Origin of the sequence: Actinoallomurus rhizosphaericola (genome assembly GCF_024055675.1) — a bacterium.
Taxonomy (GTDB): domain Bacteria; phylum Actinomycetota; class Actinomycetes; order Streptosporangiales; family Streptosporangiaceae; genus Actinoallomurus; species Actinoallomurus soli.
The window spans coordinates 38,041-56,963 of record NZ_JAMXMW010000006.1; the positions used below are offsets into that span (position 1 = coordinate 38,041).

At 73.1% G+C, this 18,923-nt stretch carries 16 protein-coding genes; 8 read left to right on the forward strand and 8 right to left on the reverse strand.

The features are described 5' to 3' along the window. Window positions 1–159: 159 nt before the first annotated feature. The 4 genes from NE234_RS15695 to NE234_RS15710 form a co-directional block, all read right to left on the reverse strand. Window positions 160–402, reverse strand: coding sequence for a hypothetical protein (locus NE234_RS15695; protein ID WP_252781016.1), 243 nt, complete (start codon window positions 400–402; stop codon window positions 160–162). Between the two features lie 107 nt (window positions 403–509). Continuing rightward, window positions 510–1,832, reverse strand: coding sequence for an acyltransferase family protein (locus NE234_RS15700; RefSeq protein ID WP_252781017.1), 1,323 nt, complete (start codon window positions 1,830–1,832; stop codon window positions 510–512). Then, window positions 1,822–2,709, reverse strand: a complete 888-nt coding sequence (locus NE234_RS15705) for a DUF459 domain-containing protein (RefSeq protein ID WP_252781018.1) — start codon at window positions 2,707–2,709, stop codon at window positions 1,822–1,824. The genes NE234_RS15700 and NE234_RS15705 overlap by 11 nt, the downstream gene beginning before the upstream one ends. 34 nt (window positions 2,710–2,743) lie before the next feature. After that, the gene (locus NE234_RS15710) at window positions 2,744–3,562 is read right to left on the reverse strand and encodes a DUF459 domain-containing protein (RefSeq protein WP_252781019.1); all 819 of its coding nucleotides are present in this window, start codon (window positions 3,560–3,562) and stop codon (window positions 2,744–2,746) included. A 162-nt stretch (window positions 3,563–3,724) separates the two neighbouring features. Between NE234_RS15710 and NE234_RS15715 the strand changes: the two genes are divergently transcribed. Next, entirely contained in the window at window positions 3,725–5,431 is a 1,707-nt protein-coding gene (locus NE234_RS15715) for an ankyrin repeat domain-containing protein (protein ID WP_252781020.1), read from the forward strand. 110 nt (window positions 5,432–5,541) lie between these two features. On the opposite strand, the gene NE234_RS15720 is transcribed toward NE234_RS15715, so the two are convergent. After that, a complete protein-coding gene (locus NE234_RS15720) occupies window positions 5,542–6,414 on the reverse strand; it encodes a helix-turn-helix domain-containing protein (RefSeq protein WP_252781021.1) in 873 nt (290 codons plus the stop codon). 121 nt (window positions 6,415–6,535) lie between these two features. Between NE234_RS15720 and NE234_RS15725 the strand changes: the two genes are divergently transcribed. The 4 genes from NE234_RS15725 to NE234_RS15740 all read left to right on the forward strand — a co-directional run bounded on the left by NE234_RS15725 (window position 6,536) and on the right by NE234_RS15740 (window position 10,509). After that, window positions 6,536–7,339, forward strand: a complete 804-nt coding sequence (locus NE234_RS15725) for an alpha/beta fold hydrolase (RefSeq protein ID WP_252781022.1) — start codon at window positions 6,536–6,538, stop codon at window positions 7,337–7,339. A gap of 117 nt (window positions 7,340–7,456) precedes the next feature. Next, on the forward strand, window positions 7,457–8,086 hold the full coding sequence (locus tag NE234_RS15730; RefSeq protein WP_252781023.1) for a sulfotransferase family protein: 630 nt from the start codon (window positions 7,457–7,459) through the stop codon (window positions 8,084–8,086). Window positions 8,087–8,266: 180 nt separating this feature from the next. Further along, entirely contained in the window at window positions 8,267–8,890 is a 624-nt protein-coding gene (locus NE234_RS15735; protein ID WP_256528870.1) for a sulfotransferase family protein, read from the forward strand. Between the two features lie 65 nt (window positions 8,891–8,955). Then, window positions 8,956–10,509 (forward strand): SagB family peptide dehydrogenase, encoded by a 1,554-nt coding sequence (locus tag NE234_RS15740; protein WP_252781025.1) that lies wholly within the window; start codon window positions 8,956–8,958, stop codon window positions 10,507–10,509. 39 nt (window positions 10,510–10,548) lie between these two features. Here NE234_RS15740 and NE234_RS15745 read toward each other — a convergent pair whose 3' ends face one another. Next, a complete protein-coding gene (locus NE234_RS15745) occupies window positions 10,549–11,892 on the reverse strand; it encodes a 6-phospho-beta-glucosidase (RefSeq protein WP_252781026.1) in 1,344 nt (447 codons plus the stop codon). A 299-nt stretch (window positions 11,893–12,191) separates the two neighbouring features. On the opposite strand from NE234_RS15745, the gene NE234_RS15750 reads away from it, so the two are divergent. Together NE234_RS15750 and NE234_RS15755 are read left to right on the forward strand one after the other, a co-directional pair. Continuing rightward, entirely contained in the window at window positions 12,192–12,998 is an 807-nt protein-coding gene (locus NE234_RS15750; protein ID WP_252781027.1) for a trypsin-like serine peptidase, read from the forward strand. 48 nt (window positions 12,999–13,046) lie between these two features. Continuing rightward, window positions 13,047–15,260, forward strand: coding sequence for a WD40 repeat domain-containing serine/threonine protein kinase (locus tag NE234_RS15755; protein ID WP_252781028.1), 2,214 nt, complete (start codon window positions 13,047–13,049; stop codon window positions 15,258–15,260). 11 nt (window positions 15,261–15,271) lie between these two features. Here the strand turns inward: NE234_RS15755 and qcrB are convergent, their stop codons facing one another. Beyond that, window positions 15,272–16,951: a cytochrome bc1 complex cytochrome b subunit gene (gene qcrB / locus NE234_RS15760; RefSeq protein WP_252781029.1), complete on the reverse strand. Its 1,680-nt coding sequence runs from the start codon at window positions 16,949–16,951 to the stop codon at window positions 15,272–15,274. A 178-nt stretch (window positions 16,952–17,129) separates the two neighbouring features. Here qcrB and NE234_RS15765 point away from each other — a divergent pair, with 178 nt between their 5' ends. Then, entirely contained in the window at window positions 17,130–18,410 is a 1,281-nt protein-coding gene (locus NE234_RS15765; protein ID WP_252781030.1) for a PucR family transcriptional regulator, read from the forward strand. Between the two features lie 5 nt (window positions 18,411–18,415). On the opposite strand, the gene NE234_RS15770 is transcribed toward NE234_RS15765, so the two are convergent. Further along, window positions 18,416–18,892, reverse strand: a complete 477-nt coding sequence (locus NE234_RS15770) for a hypothetical protein (protein ID WP_252781031.1) — start codon at window positions 18,890–18,892, stop codon at window positions 18,416–18,418. Window positions 18,893–18,923: the final 31 nt, after the last annotated feature.

The following is an 18,923-nucleotide window of genomic DNA, read 5'->3' on the forward strand; positions in this document are numbered from 1 at the left end:
ACCGGCGCCCGTTGAGTTCGTCCCCGTACGGCTTGGCGTCGTCGGTGACGGTCGTCAGGAAGACGCGGGCCCCGTCCGCGCCGAGGACGCGGACGGCCCGGTCGAGCTGCGCGTCGAACCGCGCGCGGAACACCGGAGTTCGCGATGGACGGCGTCCGGTCAGCCCGCGAAGTCCGCCGGGTTCCAGTGCGTCCCGGCGTTCCGGTTGCACATCTCCGCGACATAGCGTGGCGTGAAGCCGTTGTCCCGGGCGTACGCGTTGATGCCTGCGACGGACTGGCAGATCCCGCCCGTTTCCTGCCGGACACCGGCCGCCGCGGCCGCTCCGCCCGCCAAGGCGAGAACGGCGGTCGTCATCGCCGCGAACGCCATTCCGGCGCTCTGCGTTCGTGAGATTCGCATGGTCACAGCCCTCCGTTCGATCGATCGTCTTTGGCACGGTAGCCAGTCGGCGAGGCCGAATTGAATGGCGTTTCGGTCAAGGGATCTCAGCCCCGCTTAAACGTTCGCTACGGTCCGCTGACCTGGACGTCGTCGCGCTGCTCGACGGGCGCCGGGGGCTGGAGAAGAACCGCCGCGCAGGCGACGACCGCTGCGACCGCCAGGAATGCGGGAGCCATTACCTTCATCGGCTTTCGGCTGTGCCGCAGGGGATTCTCCACCCAATGGTACGAGGCGGTCGCGAGAACGGCCGTGGCGATCGCGGCCGCGATGACGCGATCGACGGCGGGCCATTGCGGGAATCGCGCGGCGAGGAAGACCCAGATCGGCCAGTGCCAGAGGTAGAGCGAATAGCTCACCTTGCCGATGGCGACGAACGGCCGGGAGCCGGCGATCCGCGCGGGAAGCCCGTCCCCGGTGAGGACGAGGGAGCCGATGAGCGTCGCCGCCGCGACCCCGGCGACGGGCAGCTGCCAGGTGTACAGGGATCGGCCGCCCAGGTCCGCGGTGAACCAGAGCCAGGCGAGGCAGGCGGCGGCGAGGACGCCCGCCGGGGTGGTGACGCGCGCGGGCAATCGGCGGTCCACGGCCGCCGCCGAGGTGGTGAGGACGGCGAGCAGGGCGCCCAGGGCCAACCCGCCGGCGCGGCAGTCGGTGCCGAGGTAGGCGCGGTCCGGCGCGCCCGGGACGAAGAACAGGTGCATCGCCGTGTAGGCGCACCCGGCGCAGAGCAGGGCGGCGCCCGCCAGCACCCGCCGGGAGCCGAGGACCCCGGCCAGCGCGACGAAGAGCAGCGGCCACACGAGGTAGTACTGCTCCTCGACCGCCAGCGACCACAGGTGGTTGAGCGGTGCCCGGTCAACGGGCACGCCCCAGTAGCCGACCTCCGCGAAGATCGAGTACCAGTTGGAGCCGTACACCAGCGCGGCGAGCGTCTGCGCGTTGACGGTGTGGCGCATCGGCCCTCCGGCGCCCAGGTGCATCCACGCCTGGACCACGACCAGCACCGTCAGCACGGCCGGGAACAGGCGACGGGCCCGGCGCGCCCAGAACACCGCCAGCCGCGTGGTCCCGGTGCGCGCCCGCTCGGCGAGCAGGAGCCGGGTGATCACGTAGCCGGAGATGACGAAGAACAGGTCGACGCCCAGGAACCCGCCGCGCAGCGGAAGGCCGAAGTGGTAGGCGATCACCCCGAGTACGGCCAGCGCGCGCAGCCCGTCCACCGCCGGGAGATGCGGCGCGCCCGCGCGCCGTCCCCGATCGGCAGGGGCGACCGGCTCCTCGCGGAGCCGGGGGCCGCCGGCGCCGTACGGGACGGAGAGGCGCGCCGGGCGGGCCGGGACGAGATTCCGGACCGGGTCGCGGCGCCGGGGGCCGCCGTCAGGACGCATGGGCGTGCAGGTCGGCGTGGATCGCGTTGAGGAGCCACGCGGCGAGCCGGTCGCGTGCGGCGGGGGTCGGATGGCCCGTCTCGTCGTAGACGTCGATGCCGGAGATCACCCGCGGGCAGTCCCGGTCGCCGGTGCACAGCTGGCCGTGCAGGTCGAGCAGCCGGACACCGGGGTCACGGGCCGCCGCGGCGCGCAGGGCGGCGTTCATCAGGTTCGACCAGCGCCCGTTGACCTCGTTCCAGTACGGCTTCGCGAGGTCGGTGACGGTCGTCAGGAAGACCCGCGCCCCGCCGGACCCGAGGACGCGGACGGCCCGGTCGACCTGGGCGCCGAACCGCGTCCGGAACACCGGATCGCTGATCGAGGTCGGCCCGTCCTGGCCGGGGAGCTGCTGCCGGGTGTGCGCGTCGTAGATCCCGGTTTCGAGCAGGACCGCGTCCGGACGGACCCTGGCCACCAGGCCCCGCCAGAACTCCGGCCAGTCGTTGCACTCCGGCTTGGCGACCAGTTGATTGGAGATCACCACCTTGGCGGGCTGCATGATGCCGCACCCGCCGCGGGCCGCCTTGACGACGACGATGTGCCGGTCCGGGGCCGCGTTCGCGAGCTTCTCCATGCCGTTGCCGAGGGTTCCGCCCCAGGAGTCCCCGACCACGAGGACCCTCAGGTCCCGGACCTCCGGGCGCAGCGCCGCGTCGCCCAGCGGCGGGACGTTCGGGCCGACCCGCGGCCCGGCAGGCGGCCGTACGGACGGCCCGGTGGGCGGTCGTACGGGCGGTCGCGTCGCCGCGCCGCCGGTGCCGCCTCCGAGCGAGAGGCCGAGCGCGCAGCAGCCGGCCGCCGCCAGGCACAGGATCACCCGGCTCGTCGTGCCCATCACGGGGACTTCCCTTCTCCAGCGGACGTGCGGGTCATCGGGTTCGGCGGCCGGCGGCCGTCCACAGGGTGGTGAGGATCCAGTTGCCGAGCCGGTCGTGGGCCGGAGCGGTCGGGTGGCCGGTCTCGTCGTAGACGTCGACGCCGTGGATGCGGGCCGGGCAGTCGTCGCTCACGCACAGCTGACGCCGTACGTCGAGCAGGTGGACGCCGCGCCGGGCGTTCCGCTGCACGACCGTCTCCACCTGCCGGTTCATCTCCCGGGCCGTACGGGCCTCGGCGCCCTTGCCGAGCACCGCGGTGCCCACGAACACCGCCGCGCCATGGGCGCGCAGCAGCCCGATGGCCCGGTCCATGTCGGCCTGGTAGCGCTGCCGGAAGACCGGGTCGCCGAGGTCGCGCGGCTTACCGCCGTCGATCACCTGGGGCGTCTGGTCCCAGTACGCGGTGTACAGCACCACCGCCTGCGGCCGGTACCGCTCGACCAGCCGGGGCCACTGCTCGGGCCAGGTCCGGCACGCGGGCCGGGTCTCGGTCAGCCGGCCACCGGGCGCCTCCTTGGTGGGCAGCATGATGCCGCAGCCGCCCTGGGCCGCGTTGACCACCGTGTAGCCGCGTCCCCGGCCCGCGTTCGCCATGCCGACGCCGAGGTTGCGCGCCCATGAGTCGCCCACGACGAGCACGGTCAGCCCGTCGGCCCGCGGAGCCGGGCCCTGCGTGCCCAGCGGCGGAGCGACCGCCTGCGCCGCCCCGCCGGCCGGCGTCGGAGCCTTGGCGGCCGGGTGGCCGCAGCCGGCCACACCTCCGAGCAGCACCGCGACGGCACCCACACCGATCGACCTGATGATTCCCACGTCACCCTCGCCCGGCCGTCCTCCACAAGATCAGGTAGAGACGTTGCCGAGTGTGATCAGGCGTAATCCGTGCGGCAGCCGATCGATTGGCAAACATCGATCCAGGGCGAGCAGGGTCACGGACACCGCGGTTCTGTCGGTCATTCCGGCAAAATCGCCTGCATGGGCTTCTTCGACGATCTGATCGTGCCGGACCCGCCGGAACAGCCTCAGCCGGAGTTCAGGGAGCTGGGTCCGCTCACGCCGGGCGCGAGCAGGCCGCCGTCGGACTGGTTCCTGCCGGCGACGGTGCCGGTGGGACGCGAGGTCGGCGCCGGGCCGTACGTCCGGGTGATGCTGCACGGCTTCTCGGTGTGGCCCGACTGCGTGACCGTCCACCTGGCGGTGTTCGCCCGGCGGATCCGGACCGCGAGGCGACGCGCGTTTCCGCACCACGGCCGCCCGAAGGCGGGTGCCCTGCACGTCGGGCTGCTCTTCGGCGACGGGCTGCGGGTGACCACGCTGGACGGCGACCCGTACGGCGGCGCCGAGCGGCTCAGCCTGCGGCCGACGCACGGTTCGGGCGGGGGCGGGTTCCACTACACCGTCGACCTGCTGCTCAGCGGGCTGCCACCGGCGGGACCGGCCGAGCTCGTCGTCCAGTGGCCGGACGAAGACGTGCCCGAGACGCACACCGAGATCGACATGGGCCAGATCATCGAGGCGGCCTCGCGTGCGGTGGAGATCTGGCCGAGCCTACGGCCGCCCGAGCGGGGCCTCGGCAGGCTGATCGGGACGATCACGATGAGCGGCCACGGGGGAATGATGGGCACGGCCACGCCCGCCGTTGCGGCTTGGCGCGGGGCGGGGCCGCAGAAACCCGACGAAGAGGACCGGTACGCGCCGCGGGCCGAATGGCCCACGGAGGACGACGACTGGAAGGACCTGCGTCTCATCAAGGCGCGGCTGACCGGTGGCGCCGATCCGGAGGCGGACCTCGGCTATCACGGCACGCCGCTGCACCGGGCCGCCGCCGACGGGAGCGCGGAGGTCGTGGCCGAGTTGGTCCGCCACGTCGGCGACATCGACCTTCCCGACCAGAACGGCTTTCCCCCGCTGTACGCGGCCGTCCGCCACGGCAGGCTGGCCAACGCCGCGGTCCTGCTCGGCGCGGGGGCGGATCCGGCGGCGAGCCTGGGGACCGGCGGCACCGTCGGCCGGCTGGCGCTGGTCACGCCGCTGGCGTCCCTGTTCGAAGGGCGGCCGGACGTGAAGCCGCTGACCAGAGCCGAACGCGCCGCGCAGGAGGAGGCGGACCGGCTCATCCGCGTGTTCCGGCACGTCGACACGGACGGGCTGGGGGCCGCGTTCGTCGGCGGCCTGGACGAGGAGGAGGTCATCCGGCGACTCGGCGCGCAACCGGAGGACTGCCCCGTGCTCGACCTGGAGCGGGAGCCCGGCCCGTACGGCACCGGACCGGGCGGCTTCGACCCGTACGACTTCGAAGAGGCGCTCCAGTACGTCGGGGTCACCGCGGTGCCGGGCGGCTGCGTCATCAGCCAGCCGAACGGCTACCTGCCCTCGAGGCGGGAGTTCCTGCTCCCGCTGTCGCGCGGCACCGTGGCCGGCGGCGTGTTCTTCAACCCCAAGGGCGGGCGGTACGGCTGCGTGATCCGGGACGAGGAGGTCGGATTCGACTACGAGTTCTTCGATCCGGGTCCGGACGCGCCGTACGAGCACTGGCTGTACCGGTTCTGGGACAAGCAGCGCGGGTTCACCCGTGGGAGCGAGCTGGCCTTCGTCGCGGGAACGGCCGGCGTACGGCCCGAGGACGCCAGGATGCTGAAGGGATCGCCCCGGCGCTGGGTCCGCGTGCCCGAGGAGGACTGAGGGGCCGGGCGCCGCACCCGCCCCGGGCGGTCGGGGGCGCGGCGTCGAACGGTGGGCGGCCCTGGTCGAGGAGTCCGCCCGGGCGATGCCGCACTGACGCCGCCGGAGGGTCAGCGGCCGCTGCGGGCGGCGCGCCAGCGGCCGGGTGACAGGCCCTCCTGGCGTTGGAAGAACGCGGTGAAGTTCGCGGGGTCGTCGAAGCCGAGGCGCTCGGCGCAGCGGGCGACGGGCAGGTCGGTGTGGGCGAGGAGGCGTTTGGCCTCCAGCAGGATCCGCTGGTCGAGGAACCGCTTGGCGCCCACGCCCGCGTCGGCGCGGGTGGCCCGGGTCAGGGTGCGCGTGCCGTAGCCGAGCGCGCGGGCGTAGTCGCCGACCTGGTGCCACCGCGTGAAGTGCTCCTCGACGGCGGCGCGGTAGCGGCGGAAGACGGTGTGGTCCTCGGCCGCGACCGGGGTCGCCGGCTCGGCGGGGACGACCCGCAGGACGAGGGCCGCGAGCAGGTGGGCGAGCACCGGCGGCGAGGCCAGGCGCGGATCGGCGACGGCGACCTCGTGCTCCCGGGCCAGGTGGTCCGCCGCCCGCAGGCATAGCTCCCACGGGGCGGTGTCCAGGTGAAGGGTGGTCGGCGCGAAGGCGTCCGCCGCCGCGCGGGCGGCCGGACCGGCGGGCAGGAAGCCCTGCTCGAACAGGAACAGCGGGCCGTCGATGCCCTCCACGTCGGTCCAGCGGTGGACGACGCCGGGCCGGATCCACACGGCGCTCCGCTCGGCCAGGTCATGGTCGACGAAGTCGGCCGTGTGCCGTCCGGTTCCCGAGCGGACGAGGGCGAGGACGTGGAATTCCGGGCGCTGCGGCCGCGTGCGCCGGCGACCCGGGTCCATGCGCCGCAACCGCTCGAAGCTCAGCGCCTCGACCCCGGACCCCGCCCCGGGGGCCGGGGAGTACCGCAGCTGCCGGACTCCGGGGAGCTGACCGTTTTCCACAATGGCGACGCTCCTTTCCACCGTGCCTCCCGTCCGATCCGACCCTAGCGTTGACGACTGTGAGGGCATGACCCGGACGGCCCGGCACGGGCGGTCCGGACTTCCAGAGGAGAACACGGTGATGACGGAAACCACAATCACGAGCGTGCCGGTGACCGGCGGGGCGATCGACGTACGGCGGCAGGGGCGCGGCGGTCCGACGCTCGTCCTGCTGCACTACTGGGGCGGGTCCGCGCGGACCTGGGACGCGGTCGTGGACCGGCTGCCGGCCGAGCGCGACGTCGTACGCTTCGACCAGCGCGGCTGGAGCTCGTCGCGGCGGCTGCCCGGCCCGTACGACCTGGACCGGCTCGCCGACGACGTCGCCGAGGTCGTGGCGCGTCTCGGCCTGGAGCGGTACGTCCTGGCCGGGCACTCGATGGGCGGGAAGGTGAGCCAGCTCGTCGCCGCCCGGCGTCCCTCCGGACTCGCCGGGATCGCGCTGGTCGCCCCGGCGCCGCCGCGGCCGCCGGCCATGGTGACGCCGGAGTACCGGCAGGTCCTCGCGCACGCGTACGACTCGGCGGAGAACGTGGGGCAGGCGCTCGACCACGTCCTGACCGCCGTCCCGCTGGACCCCGCCGTCAGGGACGCCGTCGTACGCGACAGCCTGGCGAGCGACGCGGACGCGCGCGAGGAATGGCCGCTGCGCGGGATCGCGGCGGACGTCTCGGCGGCCGCAGGGCGGATCGACGTGCCCGTTCTCGTGCTGGCGGGCGAGAACGACCAGGTCGAGCCGCCGTCCGTCCTGCGGGAGCACCTCCTGCCCCACCTCCCGGACGCCCGGTTCGAGGTCGTCGCGAAGAGCGGGCACCTGCTGCCCCTGGAGGCGCCCGACGCCGTCGCCTCGGCGTTGGAGGACTTCGCCGCCCTCCTCGGCGACTGACCGGGGACCGAACGGGCGATTTCGGCGTACGTTACCTATTCTGTCAAGTGGCTGCCTGACCCATTTACTCCTTTACTGCCACCCGCCTCTTCGGCGGACCCCAAGGAGGGACGCGTCATGCTCGAGGTCATCGGCGTCGGATTCGGACGCACCGGCACTCTTTCGTTGAAACTGGCACTGGAACGACTCGGATTCGCTCCCTGCCACCACATGACCGAACTCGTCGACAACGCCGAGCAGACGGATCTGTGGGCGCGCGTCGCCGCCGGAGAGCCGGTGGACTGGGACGAGGTCTACCGCGGCTACCGGGCGACGACCGACTGGCCCGGAGCGCACTACTGGCGGCGGCTGATCGAGCACTTCCCGCAGGCGAAGGTGATCCTCACCGTCCGCGACCCGCAGAAGTGGTACGAGAGCGTGCGCGGGAGCATCTACCGAGTCAGGTCCCTCCCGATGCCCGACGGCCTCGACGTGAAAAGGCGGGATTTCGTCGACGAGATGATCTGGGAGCGCGAGTTCGGCGGCCGGTTCGAGGACGCCGACCACGCCATCACGGTGTTCAACGAGCACAACGAGGCGGTACGCCGGGAGGTCCCCGCCGAGCGGCTCCTGGAGTTCCAGGTCGGCGACGGCTGGGAGCCGCTCTGCGGCTTCCTCGGCGTGCCCGTCCCCGACGAGCCGTTCCCGCGTAGCAACGACCGGCAGGCGTTCGCCGACCGGGTCGCCCAGCGGCTGCAGGCCCGCTGAGGAACCGCGCCGTCCCCGGCCGCCCGGCCGGGGACGGCGCCGGTCCCTCCGGCCGGGGGTGCCGGTCCGTCCGGGCGGCCGGGTTACCCGGCCCGTGACGTGCGGATTCATCCTGGTTCGTCCCTCTTAGGAGCGGGGAGAACGCAAGCGGGAACTGCCACTCCCCGGGGGGACGCCGTGCTGGACGTGATCGGGGCCGGATTCGGCCGTACGGGGACGCTGTCGTTGAAGCTCGCGCTGGAACGGCTCGGATTCGGGCCCTGCCACCACATGATCGAGCTCATCGACGACCCCGAGCAGATCGACCGGTGGACGCGGGTGATCGAGGACGGCGACCGGGACTGGGACGAGGTCTACCGCGGCTACCGCGCGACCGTCGACTGGCCCGGCGTCGCGTTCTGGCGGGAGCTCGCCGAGCACTACCCCGAGGCGAAGGTGGTCCTCACCGTCCGCGACCCGGAGAGCTGGTACGAGAGCGCCCGCGAGAGCATCTACCGCGCCAGCTCGATCCACACGGACGATCCGGTCGGCGTACGACGGCGGCGGCTCGTCCACCGGCTGGTCTGGGAGGGCGACTTCGGCGGCCGGTTCGAGGACGCCGAGCACGCGATGGCGGTGTTCACCGAGCACAACGACGCCGTACGCCGGGAGGTCCCGGCCGACCGGCTGCTGGAGTTCCGCGTCCGCGAGGGCTGGGAGCCGCTGTGCCGTTTCCTCGGCGTGCCCGTGCCCGGCGAACCGTTCCCCCGCACCAACGACCGCCGGGAGTTCGCCGAGCGGGTCGCCCAGCGGCAGGGACGATGACGCGTCCCGACCGGCGCATGACCTCGACGCTTGTGGGGTGAGTCCGCGACGGGTATACAGCGCGGATGAGCGAGCTCGCCCGGCTTTACCACGAAGCGACCGGCTTCGGCTCCGGACGCCCGCCCCGGCCGAGCGTCCCCGGATTCATACCGTCCGACCCGGCCAATCGGCCCGTCCCGTTCAAGCGGTACTCCGGCGCGCCGGTCCTCGGCCTTCCCACGGACCTTCCCCCGGGAGGGGCGCCGGCGGTCGCGGCGCTGTCCGGGCGGGTGCCGCCCGCCGGGAACGGCGTGGACCTGGAGTTCCTCGCCCGGCTGCTGTTCCTCTCGGCGGGGGTCACGCGGTGGGCGGAGGTGCAGGAACAGGCCGTCTGGTTCCGTACCGCGCCGTCCGCGGGCAACCGGCACCCGGTGGAGGTGTACGTCGCGGCCGGCGCCGTCGCGGGGCTGGAGACCGGGCTCTACCACTTCGCGCCGGACGTGTTCGGCCTGGAGGAACTGTCCACGGGCGATCACCGCCCGGCCCTGGCCGACGCCGCCGCCGCGCCGGAGGTCGCGGCCGACCCGCTCGTCCTCGTCCTCACCGGCGTTCCCTGGCGCACCGCGTGGAAGTACGGCGAGCGGGGCTGGCGGCACGTGTACTGGGACGCGGGCACGATGCTCGCGAACCTCCTCACGGTCACCGAGGCGTACGGGATGCGGGCGCAGGTCCTGCTGGGGTTCGTGGACTCGGCGCTGAGCCGGCGGCTCGGAATCGACGGTATCGCCGAGTTCCCGATCGCGGTGGTCACGATCGGTGGTCCCGGTGAGCCGACCCCGACCGGCGAGCAACCGGCACCGCACCTGGCGGCGTCTCCCCCGGCCCCCGCTCCGCTCGAACTGCCGCTCATCACCGAGGTCCAGCGGGCGGGACAGCTCGCGACGACCGGGCAGGTGACGGCCTGGCGGGCGGCGGCGCCCGCCGGGACGCGCGGCGCGGACACGGTGGAACCGCCCGCGAACGCGCCGGACGAGACGATCGACTCGCTGATCCTGCGGCGCGGGTCGACCCGGCGGATGCGGCCGGACCTCGTGCCGCCCGAACTGCTGGAGTGGGGCATGGCCGTGGCCGGCCGGCCCCTGCCCGCCGACGCCCTCCCCTCCGGGGCGACCCTGCTCTCCCACCGGCTCACCGTCCACGCGGTCCGGGGTCTGGAAGCCGGGCTGTACGACCGGACCGGGGGGCGCTCGGAGCCGTACCGGACCGCGTCGGAGGCGTCGGTGCGGCGGCTGAGCCGGTACCTCTGCCGGGACCAGGCGCTGGGCGGCGACGCGGCCTTCACCGACTACGTCTTCACCGACCTCGACCGGGTGCTCGACGCGTACGGGGACCGGGGCTACCGCGTCGCGCAGCTCGAGGCGGGGGTGGCCGCGGGGCGGCTGCAACTGGCGGCGTTCGCCCTCGGGTACGGCGGCACCGGCCTGACCTTCACCGACGACGACGTGGCGGCGGCGTTCGGCGGCCGGGGAGCGTGCATGCTCGCCGTCTCCGTCGGAATCCCCGCCTACCAGGCCCGGCCCGGCGGCCCGCCCGGCCGGCCGACCCGCCTGGACCGGGTCGTGACGTCACGCCGCGCGTAGGCCGGCCCGGATCCGAGCGCGGGCCCGATCGGCGGCGTTTCAGGCGCGCAGGTAGGCGAGCTCGGGGAACCGGGTCTCGTACCGCTCCAGGAGGCGGCGCGCCACGGAGACGGAGTCGACCAGCGGATGGGTGGCGAGGGCGCGCAGCGCGGCCGGGCGGGAGCCGGTCGTCGCGGCCTCCAGGACGGCGCGCTCCACCGCCTTGACCGTGGTGACGAGGGCGAACTGGTGGTCGGCGAGCGGCGCGCAGGCGACCGGCCGGGCGCCGTTGGCGTCGACCAGGCACGGCACCTCGATGACGGCGTCGTCGTCCAGGCCCGGCAGGGCGCCCCGGCCCCGGACGTTGAGGATCAGGGTGGTGCGCTCGTCGTGGGCGATGGCGCGCATGAGCGCGAGGGCGACGTTCTCGTACCCGCCGGACTCCAGGTCGCAGGACTCGCGCTCACCCGCGCCGGCGGCCTCGCGGTTCTCCGCCATGTAGGTGGTCTCGCGGGCCATCCGGGTGGTCTCCCAGGCTTCGAGCGCGGAGCCGGGCGAGTCGGGCGTACGGGCGTAGAAGTCGCGCTGCTGGTCCAGAACCAGCGCGCCCCGGGTGAGCTCGGCGTTCCCGGCGGCGGCGACGGCGTCGCGCGCGAAGTAGTAATAGTGCAGGTACTCGTTGGGGACCGCGCCGATCGCGCGCAGCCACTCGCCGCCGAACAGCCGGCCCTCCTCGAACGACGCCAGCGCCGCGTCGTCGGCCAGCAGGTCGGGGAGCACGTCGCGGCCCTCGACGCGGACGGCGCGCAGCCAGCCGAGGTGGTTCAGCCCGACGTAGTCGAACCAGGCGGCGCCCGCGTCCACGCCGAGCGCGGCGGCGACGCGGCGGCCGAGGCCGACGGGCGAGTCACAGATGCCGATCACGCGGTCGCCGAGGTGGTGGGACATCGCCTCGGTGACGGTGCCCGCCGGGTTGGTGAAGTTGATGACCCAGGCGTCCGGCGCCACGGCGGCGACGCGGCGGGCGATGTCCACCGCGACGGGGATCGTGCGCAGGCCGTACGCGATGCCGCCCGCGCCGACGGTCTCCTGCCCGAGCACGCCCTCGTCGAGCGCGAGCCGCTCGTCGGCCGCGCGGCCGGCGAGCCCGCCGACGCGAATGGCGGAGAACACGAAGTCCGCGCCGGTCAGCGCCTCGTCCAGGTCGGTCGTCGCGGTGACCGCCGGGGCGTCCGCGTAGCCGGCGGCCTGCTCGGCGAGGACCTGGCGGATCACGGCCGTACGGGCGGGGTCGAGGTCGTGCAGGACCACATCGGTGACGCGGCCCTTGCCGCGGTCGGCCAGGAGCGCACGGTAGACGAGCGGCACCCGGAATCCGCCGCCGCCGAGGATGGTCAGTCGCATGGTCCCGAGGCTAACCCGCGCACGCGACGCGCGGATCGGAGATCGCGCGGCCGCGGATGGGGCCGGAGATCGCGGGGCGTGGACGACCTGGGCCGGGTCGCCGGAGCGGCGAGCGTCGCATGGGACGGCCCGCTAACCTCGGGAACGGCCAAGGTCACCGTCGGTGATCGTTCGGTCGGGCTGCGTACTCGGACACCTCACAGGAAGCCCTCAGGATGCGGGGAGTTTCGAGGGTTATCCCTAAGGAAAGAACGCGGCAGGGGGGTGCGATGCGTAGATTGTTGTGTTTGTTGGCGTCCGTGGCTCTGCTGGCCGGCTGCACCGAGGCCCGCGGAGGGACGCCGCACGTCGCGGCGCGCGCCGGGAGCGTCGAGACGCCGTCCCCATCACCGTCCCCGACGAGCGCGACCCCGACACCTCTCCCGAAGGGCACGCCGACCGCGAAGGCCCTCACCGTGGGCCGCCGCGTCGGGGCGATCTTCTCCCACGACACCTCGGGCACGCACTTCTGCACGGGCAGCACGGTCGACAGCCCGAACCACAACCTGATCATCACCGCCGCGCACTGCCTGCACGGCGGTAAGGGCAGCGACTACACCAGCGACCTGGTCTTCGTCCCCGGCTACCACGACGGCGAGGCCCCGTACGGGGTCTGGAAGATCCACTCGTTGCTCGTCGACACCCGCTGGGCGCACGACTCCGACGAGGACCTCGACGTCGGCTTCGCCGTCGTCGAGCCCCTGAACGGCAGGAACGTCGGCGACGTCGTCGGCGTCAACACGCTCGGCATCGACCCCGGCTTTCGCAACGTCGTACGCGTCACGGGCTACCCGATGCGGTCCGACAAGCCCGTCACCTGCGTGAACGCCACGGCCAAGGAGGACACCTACCAGCTGCGCTTCGCCTGCAACGGGTACTTCCCCGGCACGAGCGGCAGCCCCTGGCTCGCCGACTTCGACCCGGACCGCGGCGGCCGGGTCGTCGGCGTGATCGGCGGCCGGGAGGAGGGCGGCGACGAGGACGACATCTCCTACAGCTCCTACTTCGACGAGGACGTGAAGCACCTCTACGACGAAGCCGTCCGCGAGAGCGCCTCCCCTCAATAGCGTCCGGAGGCGCAACCGCGCGTGGCGGGCGCGCGTCCAATGATCGTGGTGGACGGCACGCCGGAGGGCGGGCAACAGCTCATCAAGGGCCGGTACCGCCTGATCGAGGTGATCGGTCAGGGTGGCATGGGCACGGTCTGGCGCGGTCACGACGAGATGCTCGACCGCGAGGTCGCCATTAAGCGGGTGCGCTTCCCGCCCGGCCTCGGCGCCGAGGAGCGCGCGGAGCTCAGCGCCCTCGCGCTCCGGGAGGCGCGGGCCACGGCCCGGCTGAACCACCCCGGAATCGTCACGATCCACGACGTGATCGACGACGACGGCGTCCCGGTCATCGTCATGGAGCTGCTGACGGGCCGCCCCCTCGCCGAGATCCTCCGCACGCAGGTGCGCCTGCCGTACCGAAGGGCCGCCGAGATCGGCGCCGCCGTGCTGGACGCGCTCCGGGAGGCCCACGCCGCCGGGATCGTGCACCGCGATCTGAAACCCGCGAACATCCTGATCTCGGACCGGCGGATCGTGCTCACCGACTTCGGCGTGGCCCAGCGGGTCGGCGAACGCGCCGACGGCTTCGACGACGTCCTGGGGACACCGGCGTTCATGGCGCCCGAGCAGGCCGAGAACACCGCCGCCAGTCCCGCCGGCGACCTGTGGTCGCTCGGCGCCGTGCTGTTCAACGCGGTCGAGGGCCGGCCGCCGTTCCAGGGCCCGGATCACGCGACCGTCCTGCTGCTCCTGCTCACCCAGGAGGCACCGCCCCTGGTGAACGGGGGCCCGCTGCGGCCGCTGATCAGGTCGCTCCTGGTCAAGGACCCGGCGCGCCGCCCGACCGCCGGGGAGACCGCGGCACGGCTGGAGACCGTCCTGCGCTCGGGCACCGGCACGCCGCCGGCGCCCGCGGCCCCCGGGCAGGCTCCGTTAGGCGGCACCCCCGCGCAACCCGCGCCGGGGACAGCCGCCTCCCCGCGAAGCGGCGCCCTCCCGCCGACCGGTGCCTCCCCACAGACCGGCGCCTCCCCGCGAACCGGCGCCTCCCCGCGAACCGGTGGCGCTCCGAAGGGCGCGCCGGGGACCGGGGCGGTTCCGAAGCGGAACCGGGTGCGCCCGAGCGGGTCTCGGAGGCGCGTCGCGACTCCCAGGCGCCCGACGCCCATTCCCCGGCGGCGAGCGCGCCGCTCCCTCACCGCTCTCCTCATCGCCGTCCCGGGCCTCGCACTGCTGTACTCCTGCATGACCGACCTTCCGAGCGACGGCGGCTCGAGTCACGTCACCGCGAACCGGTCCGATCCGTTCGGCCTCCCGGCGTCCCCGCCCGCTGCTCCCCGGCGGACCGGGTCGTCGGTGCCATTGGGGTTCGACGCGACGGCGTTCAGTCCGGACGGCCGCACCGTCGCCTTCGCCGGCGAGTCCGGGGTCGTCCGGCTCTACAGCACCACGACGTACGAGCCTCTGCGCGTCTTCCGCTCCTTCGCAACGGAGGATGAGGAGATCTCCGCGCTGGCGTTCAGCCCGAACGGCAGGTCGCTCGCGGCCGGACGCCGTACGGCCGGCCGGGTCGACATTTGGGACCTGGCGAGCGGTGAGGGACTCCCGCACGGCGGCTTCCCGGACGAGCCGATGGTGGTGCGCTTCACCTCCGACAGCCGGACGGTGATCGCGGGCGGCCCGCGGGCCGACGTCGGACTGTGGACGCCGAGCACCGCCGACTACCGCTGGAAGTCCATGGCGCGGCTCGGCGGCGGTGAAGGCTGCCTGAACATGGCCATCGATTCGAGCGGAGACGTCGCCTGCGGCTACCACGGCACCGAGAGCGGCGTGGTCGTGTGGGACGTGTTCAACGACACGCAGGTCGGCACGTGGCCCGCCTCCGGTGTCCCGGCCGGACTGGCGCTGAGCGCGGACGGCCGGAGCATCGCCTTCGACGACGGCCGGTCCGGCCGCGGCCTCCAGGTGCGGGACGTCCGCTCCTCCCGAAGGGCCCGCGTTCTGCCCGTTCGCGTCGTCGCGGCCGACGGCCCCGTCGTCTTCAGCCCGGACGGTACGCGGCTCGCCGTTCCCACCACCCACCGGACCGACGACGGGTTCACCGTCGAGGTGTGGAACGTCTCCGGTCAGAGGAGGATCAGCACCCTGCGGGTCGGCAAGGGCCTGCGCGGCCTCGCGTTCAGCCCGGACGGCCGCCTGCTGGCCACCGCCGACGATGACACCGGCGGCGGGCTCTACGACGTGCGGACGGGCAGGAGGGTCGTGTCCTTCGCGGAGTGACCTTCGGGCGGTCAGTGGGGGCGGCCGCGTCCGGCCGGGGTCCGGGCCGGGGCGCGCTCGCCGTCGCCGCCGGTGATCGCGATGCGCCTCTCCTCGCCGTCGTCCGTACGGATCCAGGCGGTGTCCGGGGCCGGGACCACGTCGACGAACGCGTGGTTCAGCCGCACCCGTACCCGGCTGGCGGGGCGGTGGGCCGCCTTGGGCAGCACGCCGTGCTCGTCGGCCTCCGCGAGGGTCATCACCTTCGCGGGCGGCGCCCGGCGGCCGAGGACCACCGCCGCGCCCGTCTCGTTGATCGGGGTCTCGACCTCGATGTACGCGCCGTTGGGCAGTCGTTTGATGATGCCGCTCTCCATGCCGTGTTCGAGCATGTCCCGCTCCCGGCGCTGCAGGCCGAGGCACATCCACCGGGCGACGAGGAACGCGATGATCGGCCCGATGATCACCATGACCCGGAAGAACCACGTCGTCGCGAACAGCGGGATCTCGAACGTCTTGGCGATGATGTCATTCGCGCCGGCCGCCCACAGCAGGCCGTAGAAGACGGCGCCCGCCATGCCGATGCCGGTGCGCACGGGCACGTCGCGCGGCCGGTCGAGGAGATGGTGGATCTCGTAGTCGCGGGTGACCCAGCGTTCGAGGAAGGGGTACACCGCGAGCCCGGTGAACAGCACGCCGGGCACGATCAGCGCCGGGACGATGACGTTCATCGGCAGCGTGTGCCCCCACGCGTTGATCTCCCAGCTCGGCATGAGCCGTAGCGAGCCCTCCAGGAAGCCCATGTACCAGTCCGGCTGCGACCCCGCGCTGATGGCCGCCGGCGTGTACGGGCCGAACAGCCACACCGGGTTGATCTGCAGGAACGTCGCCATCAGCGCGATGATCGCGAACACCCACAGGAAGAACGCCGTGGTCTTGGCGAAGAACACCGGCCACATCGGCTTGCCGATGACGTTGCGGTTGGTGCGGTTCTTGCCGGGGAACTGCGTGTGCGTCTGCCGCCAGGTGAGGATCACCCCGTGCAGGGGGATCAGCGCCAGAAGGATGCCCGGGATCAGCAGGATGTGGATGGTGAACAGCCTTGGGATGATCACGTTGCCGGGGAACTCGCCGCCGAACAGGAACATCGACAGGTACGTCCCGACGATCGGGATGCTCAGGAGCACGCCCTCGAGGATCCGCAGGCCGGTGCCGGACAGCAGGTCGTCGGGCAGCGAGTAGCCGAACAGCCCGTTGACGAGGGCGAGAAGGAACAGCACCACGCCGATCAGCCAGTTGATCTCCCGTGGCTTGCGGAACGCGCCGGTGAAGAAGTTGCGCAGCATGTGGGCGACGATGGCCCCGATGAACAGGACCGTCGCCCAGTGGTGGATCTGCCGCATGAGCAGGCCGCCGCGCACGTCGAAGCTGAGGCGGATCGTGGACTCGTACGCCTCGCTCATCGTGACGCCGCGCAGCGGCATGTACCGGCCGTTGTAAACGACTTCGTGCATGCTCGGTTTGAAGAAGAAGGTCAGGAAGACGCCGGTCACGACGATGATGAAGAACGAGTACATCGCGACCTCGCCGAGCAGGAAGGTCCAGTGATCGGGAAAGACCTTCCGCAAGGCTTTTGCAAAGAAACGGGCGCCCCCGACGCGTTCGTCGACCGCTCGGCCCGCGCTGGACAGTGGTTTCGGCACCGTGGCCATCGCCGCACTCCGCTCTGGCGGCCCCCCGACCGCCCCGGCATTCGGGTCTTCCACCCACTTCTACTCCCCGATTGGTAACGCAACGGAGTTGAGATGGCCACTTTTGGCACAATTAGTGCAAGTAGTCACTTCTGGCCGGTAACTTGCGATCTCAGCCGTGGGCTGGGGGAGGTTCCGCGTGACGAACGAAGGGCGGCCGTGGTCGTACATTCCACCCGAACTCGCCGCCAAGGTCGCCCCAGGGCTGGCCGACGAGATGATGGAGGAGATCCACCACCGGATCCCCGAATACGCCCGCCGCTGGGATGACGCCTTCGCGACGGTCATCCGCTCGGCCATCGACCGGGTGATCGACGAGGTCTTAAGGCGTCTCGCCGCGACCGAGGACGCCGCGCACCTCGCCGGGAGCGGGGACGCCACGCGTCCCGCCGGTCCCACCGACCCCGCCGCCGAGCCCATCGCCGACTTCTTCCGGGCGATCGGCCGCAGCGTGGCCCGCGAAGGTCGCGGACTCGACGGGCTCCAGACGGCGATCCGCGTCGCCGGGCTGGCCGTCTGGCGCCGGATCTCGGCCGACGCCGGGCCGCTCCGGCTCTCCGCGCAGGTGCTGTGCGTGCTCGGCGAGACGGTCATGCTGATCCAGGACGAGGTCGCCGCCGCGGCCGCCGAGGGCTACGCCCAGGCCGAGGCCGCCGTGGCCGGAGAGCTGACCCGCCGCCGGAACCAGCTCGTCAACCTGCTCCTCGCCCGGCCCCCCGCCTCCCCCGAGGACGTCGCCGAACTCGCCCGCGTCGCCCGCTGGCCGGTGCCGCGCACGGTCGCCGCCGTCGCCCTCTACGAACGCCGCCAGGGCGTCGGCCGGCCCGCCCTGCCGCCCGACATCCTCGCCGACCTCAGCCGCTCCAAGCCCTGCCTGATCGTGCCCGACCCCGACGGGCCGGGGCGCGCCCGCCTGCTCGACGCCGCCCTCACCGACTGGGTCGCCGTCGTCGGCCCGACCGTCGGCCTGTCGGAGGTGGCCCGGTCGATGCGCTGGGCCCGCCAGGGCCTCGACCTCGTACGCCGCGGCCTCATCGCCGGCACCGACGTCGTACGGTGCGCCGAGCACATGTCCACGCTCATCCTCTTCCAGGACGAGGAGCTGCTCGCCGCCCTCTCCGCCCGGCAGCTCGCGCCCCTGGCCCATCTGCGGCCCAGCCAGCAGGACCGGCTGGCCGAGACGCTGCTGGCGTGGCTGCAGGCCGGGCGCAACGCCAACGAGGTCGCCGTACGGCTCCACGTCCACCCCCAGACGGTGCGGTACCGGCTGCGCCAGCTCGACGACCTGTTCGGCGACCAGCTGCAGGACCCGGACCTGCGGTTCGAGCTGGAGATCGTGCTGCGCGCCCGCGCCCTGCTGTCGGAGGACACCCGCGCCCGGGAGCACGCCGAGGGACAGGTGATCAGTCTCCGCCGCTGACCCCGTCACCGGGAGCGGGGCAGCGTGCGCCAGGCCAGGACCACGGAGAACACCGCCAGGGGGACCTCCAGGAGCACCGCCATCGCCACCGCCGTCATCTGGTCCGCGCCGGGCGCGGCGGTGGACACGTCGAACCACGCGTCCGCGACCAGCAGCGTCGCGGTGACCATCGCGGTCAGGCACGCCCGCGCGTCCCGCCGGATCACCAGCACGCCCGTCGCGACGAAGGACAGCGCCTCCAGGGTGTCGAACCCGACCCAGGCGACCCGCCAGTGGGAGGCGGTCGCCGTCGCCGGCAGGCCGGTGGCCAGCACGAACAGCCACGGCAGGAGCGCCACCCCGGCGCCGATCAGCCCGAGGCCCAGCCGCGCCGTCCACGGTGAGCGGGCCCGCGGCGCGACCCGCGGGGTCACCGGCGTCGCAGGAACGGCGCGGCGGTCGACGTGGGAACGAGGCGGCGGGGCGGCGGTGATCAGCGACATGACCACAAGCATCGCGATCGGGGACGTCACC

What these genes read in the sequence shown, in the direction of transcription:
- NE234_RS15745 (WP_252781026.1), bottom strand. Translation starts at nt 11,892, where the DNA reads ATGCGACTGACCATCCTCGGCGGCGGCGGATTCCGGGTGCCGCTCGTC.
- NE234_RS15770 (WP_252781031.1), bottom strand. Translation starts at nt 18,892, where the DNA reads ATGTCGCTGATCACCGCCGCCCCGCCGCCTCGTTCCCACGTCGACCGC.
- NE234_RS15705 (WP_252781018.1), bottom strand. Translation starts at nt 2,709, where the DNA reads ATGGGCACGACGAGCCGGGTGATCCTGTGCCTGGCGGCGGCCGGCTGC.
- NE234_RS15730 (WP_252781023.1), top strand. Translation starts at nt 7,457, where the DNA reads ATGCTCGAGGTCATCGGCGTCGGATTCGGACGCACCGGCACTCTTTCG.
- NE234_RS15725 (WP_252781022.1), top strand. Translation starts at nt 6,536, where the DNA reads ATGACGGAAACCACAATCACGAGCGTGCCGGTGACCGGCGGGGCGATC.
- NE234_RS15695 (WP_252781016.1), bottom strand. Translation starts at nt 402, where the DNA reads ATGCGAATCTCACGAACGCAGAGCGCCGGAATGGCGTTCGCGGCGATG.
- NE234_RS15740 (WP_252781025.1), top strand. Translation starts at nt 8,956, where the DNA reads ATGAGCGAGCTCGCCCGGCTTTACCACGAAGCGACCGGCTTCGGCTCC.
- NE234_RS15715 (WP_252781020.1), top strand. Translation starts at nt 3,725, where the DNA reads ATGGGCTTCTTCGACGATCTGATCGTGCCGGACCCGCCGGAACAGCCT.
- NE234_RS15700 (WP_252781017.1), bottom strand. Translation starts at nt 1,832, where the DNA reads ATGCGTCCTGACGGCGGCCCCCGGCGCCGCGACCCGGTCCGGAATCTC.
- qcrB (WP_252781029.1), bottom strand. Translation starts at nt 16,951, where the DNA reads ATGGCCACGGTGCCGAAACCACTGTCCAGCGCGGGCCGAGCGGTCGAC.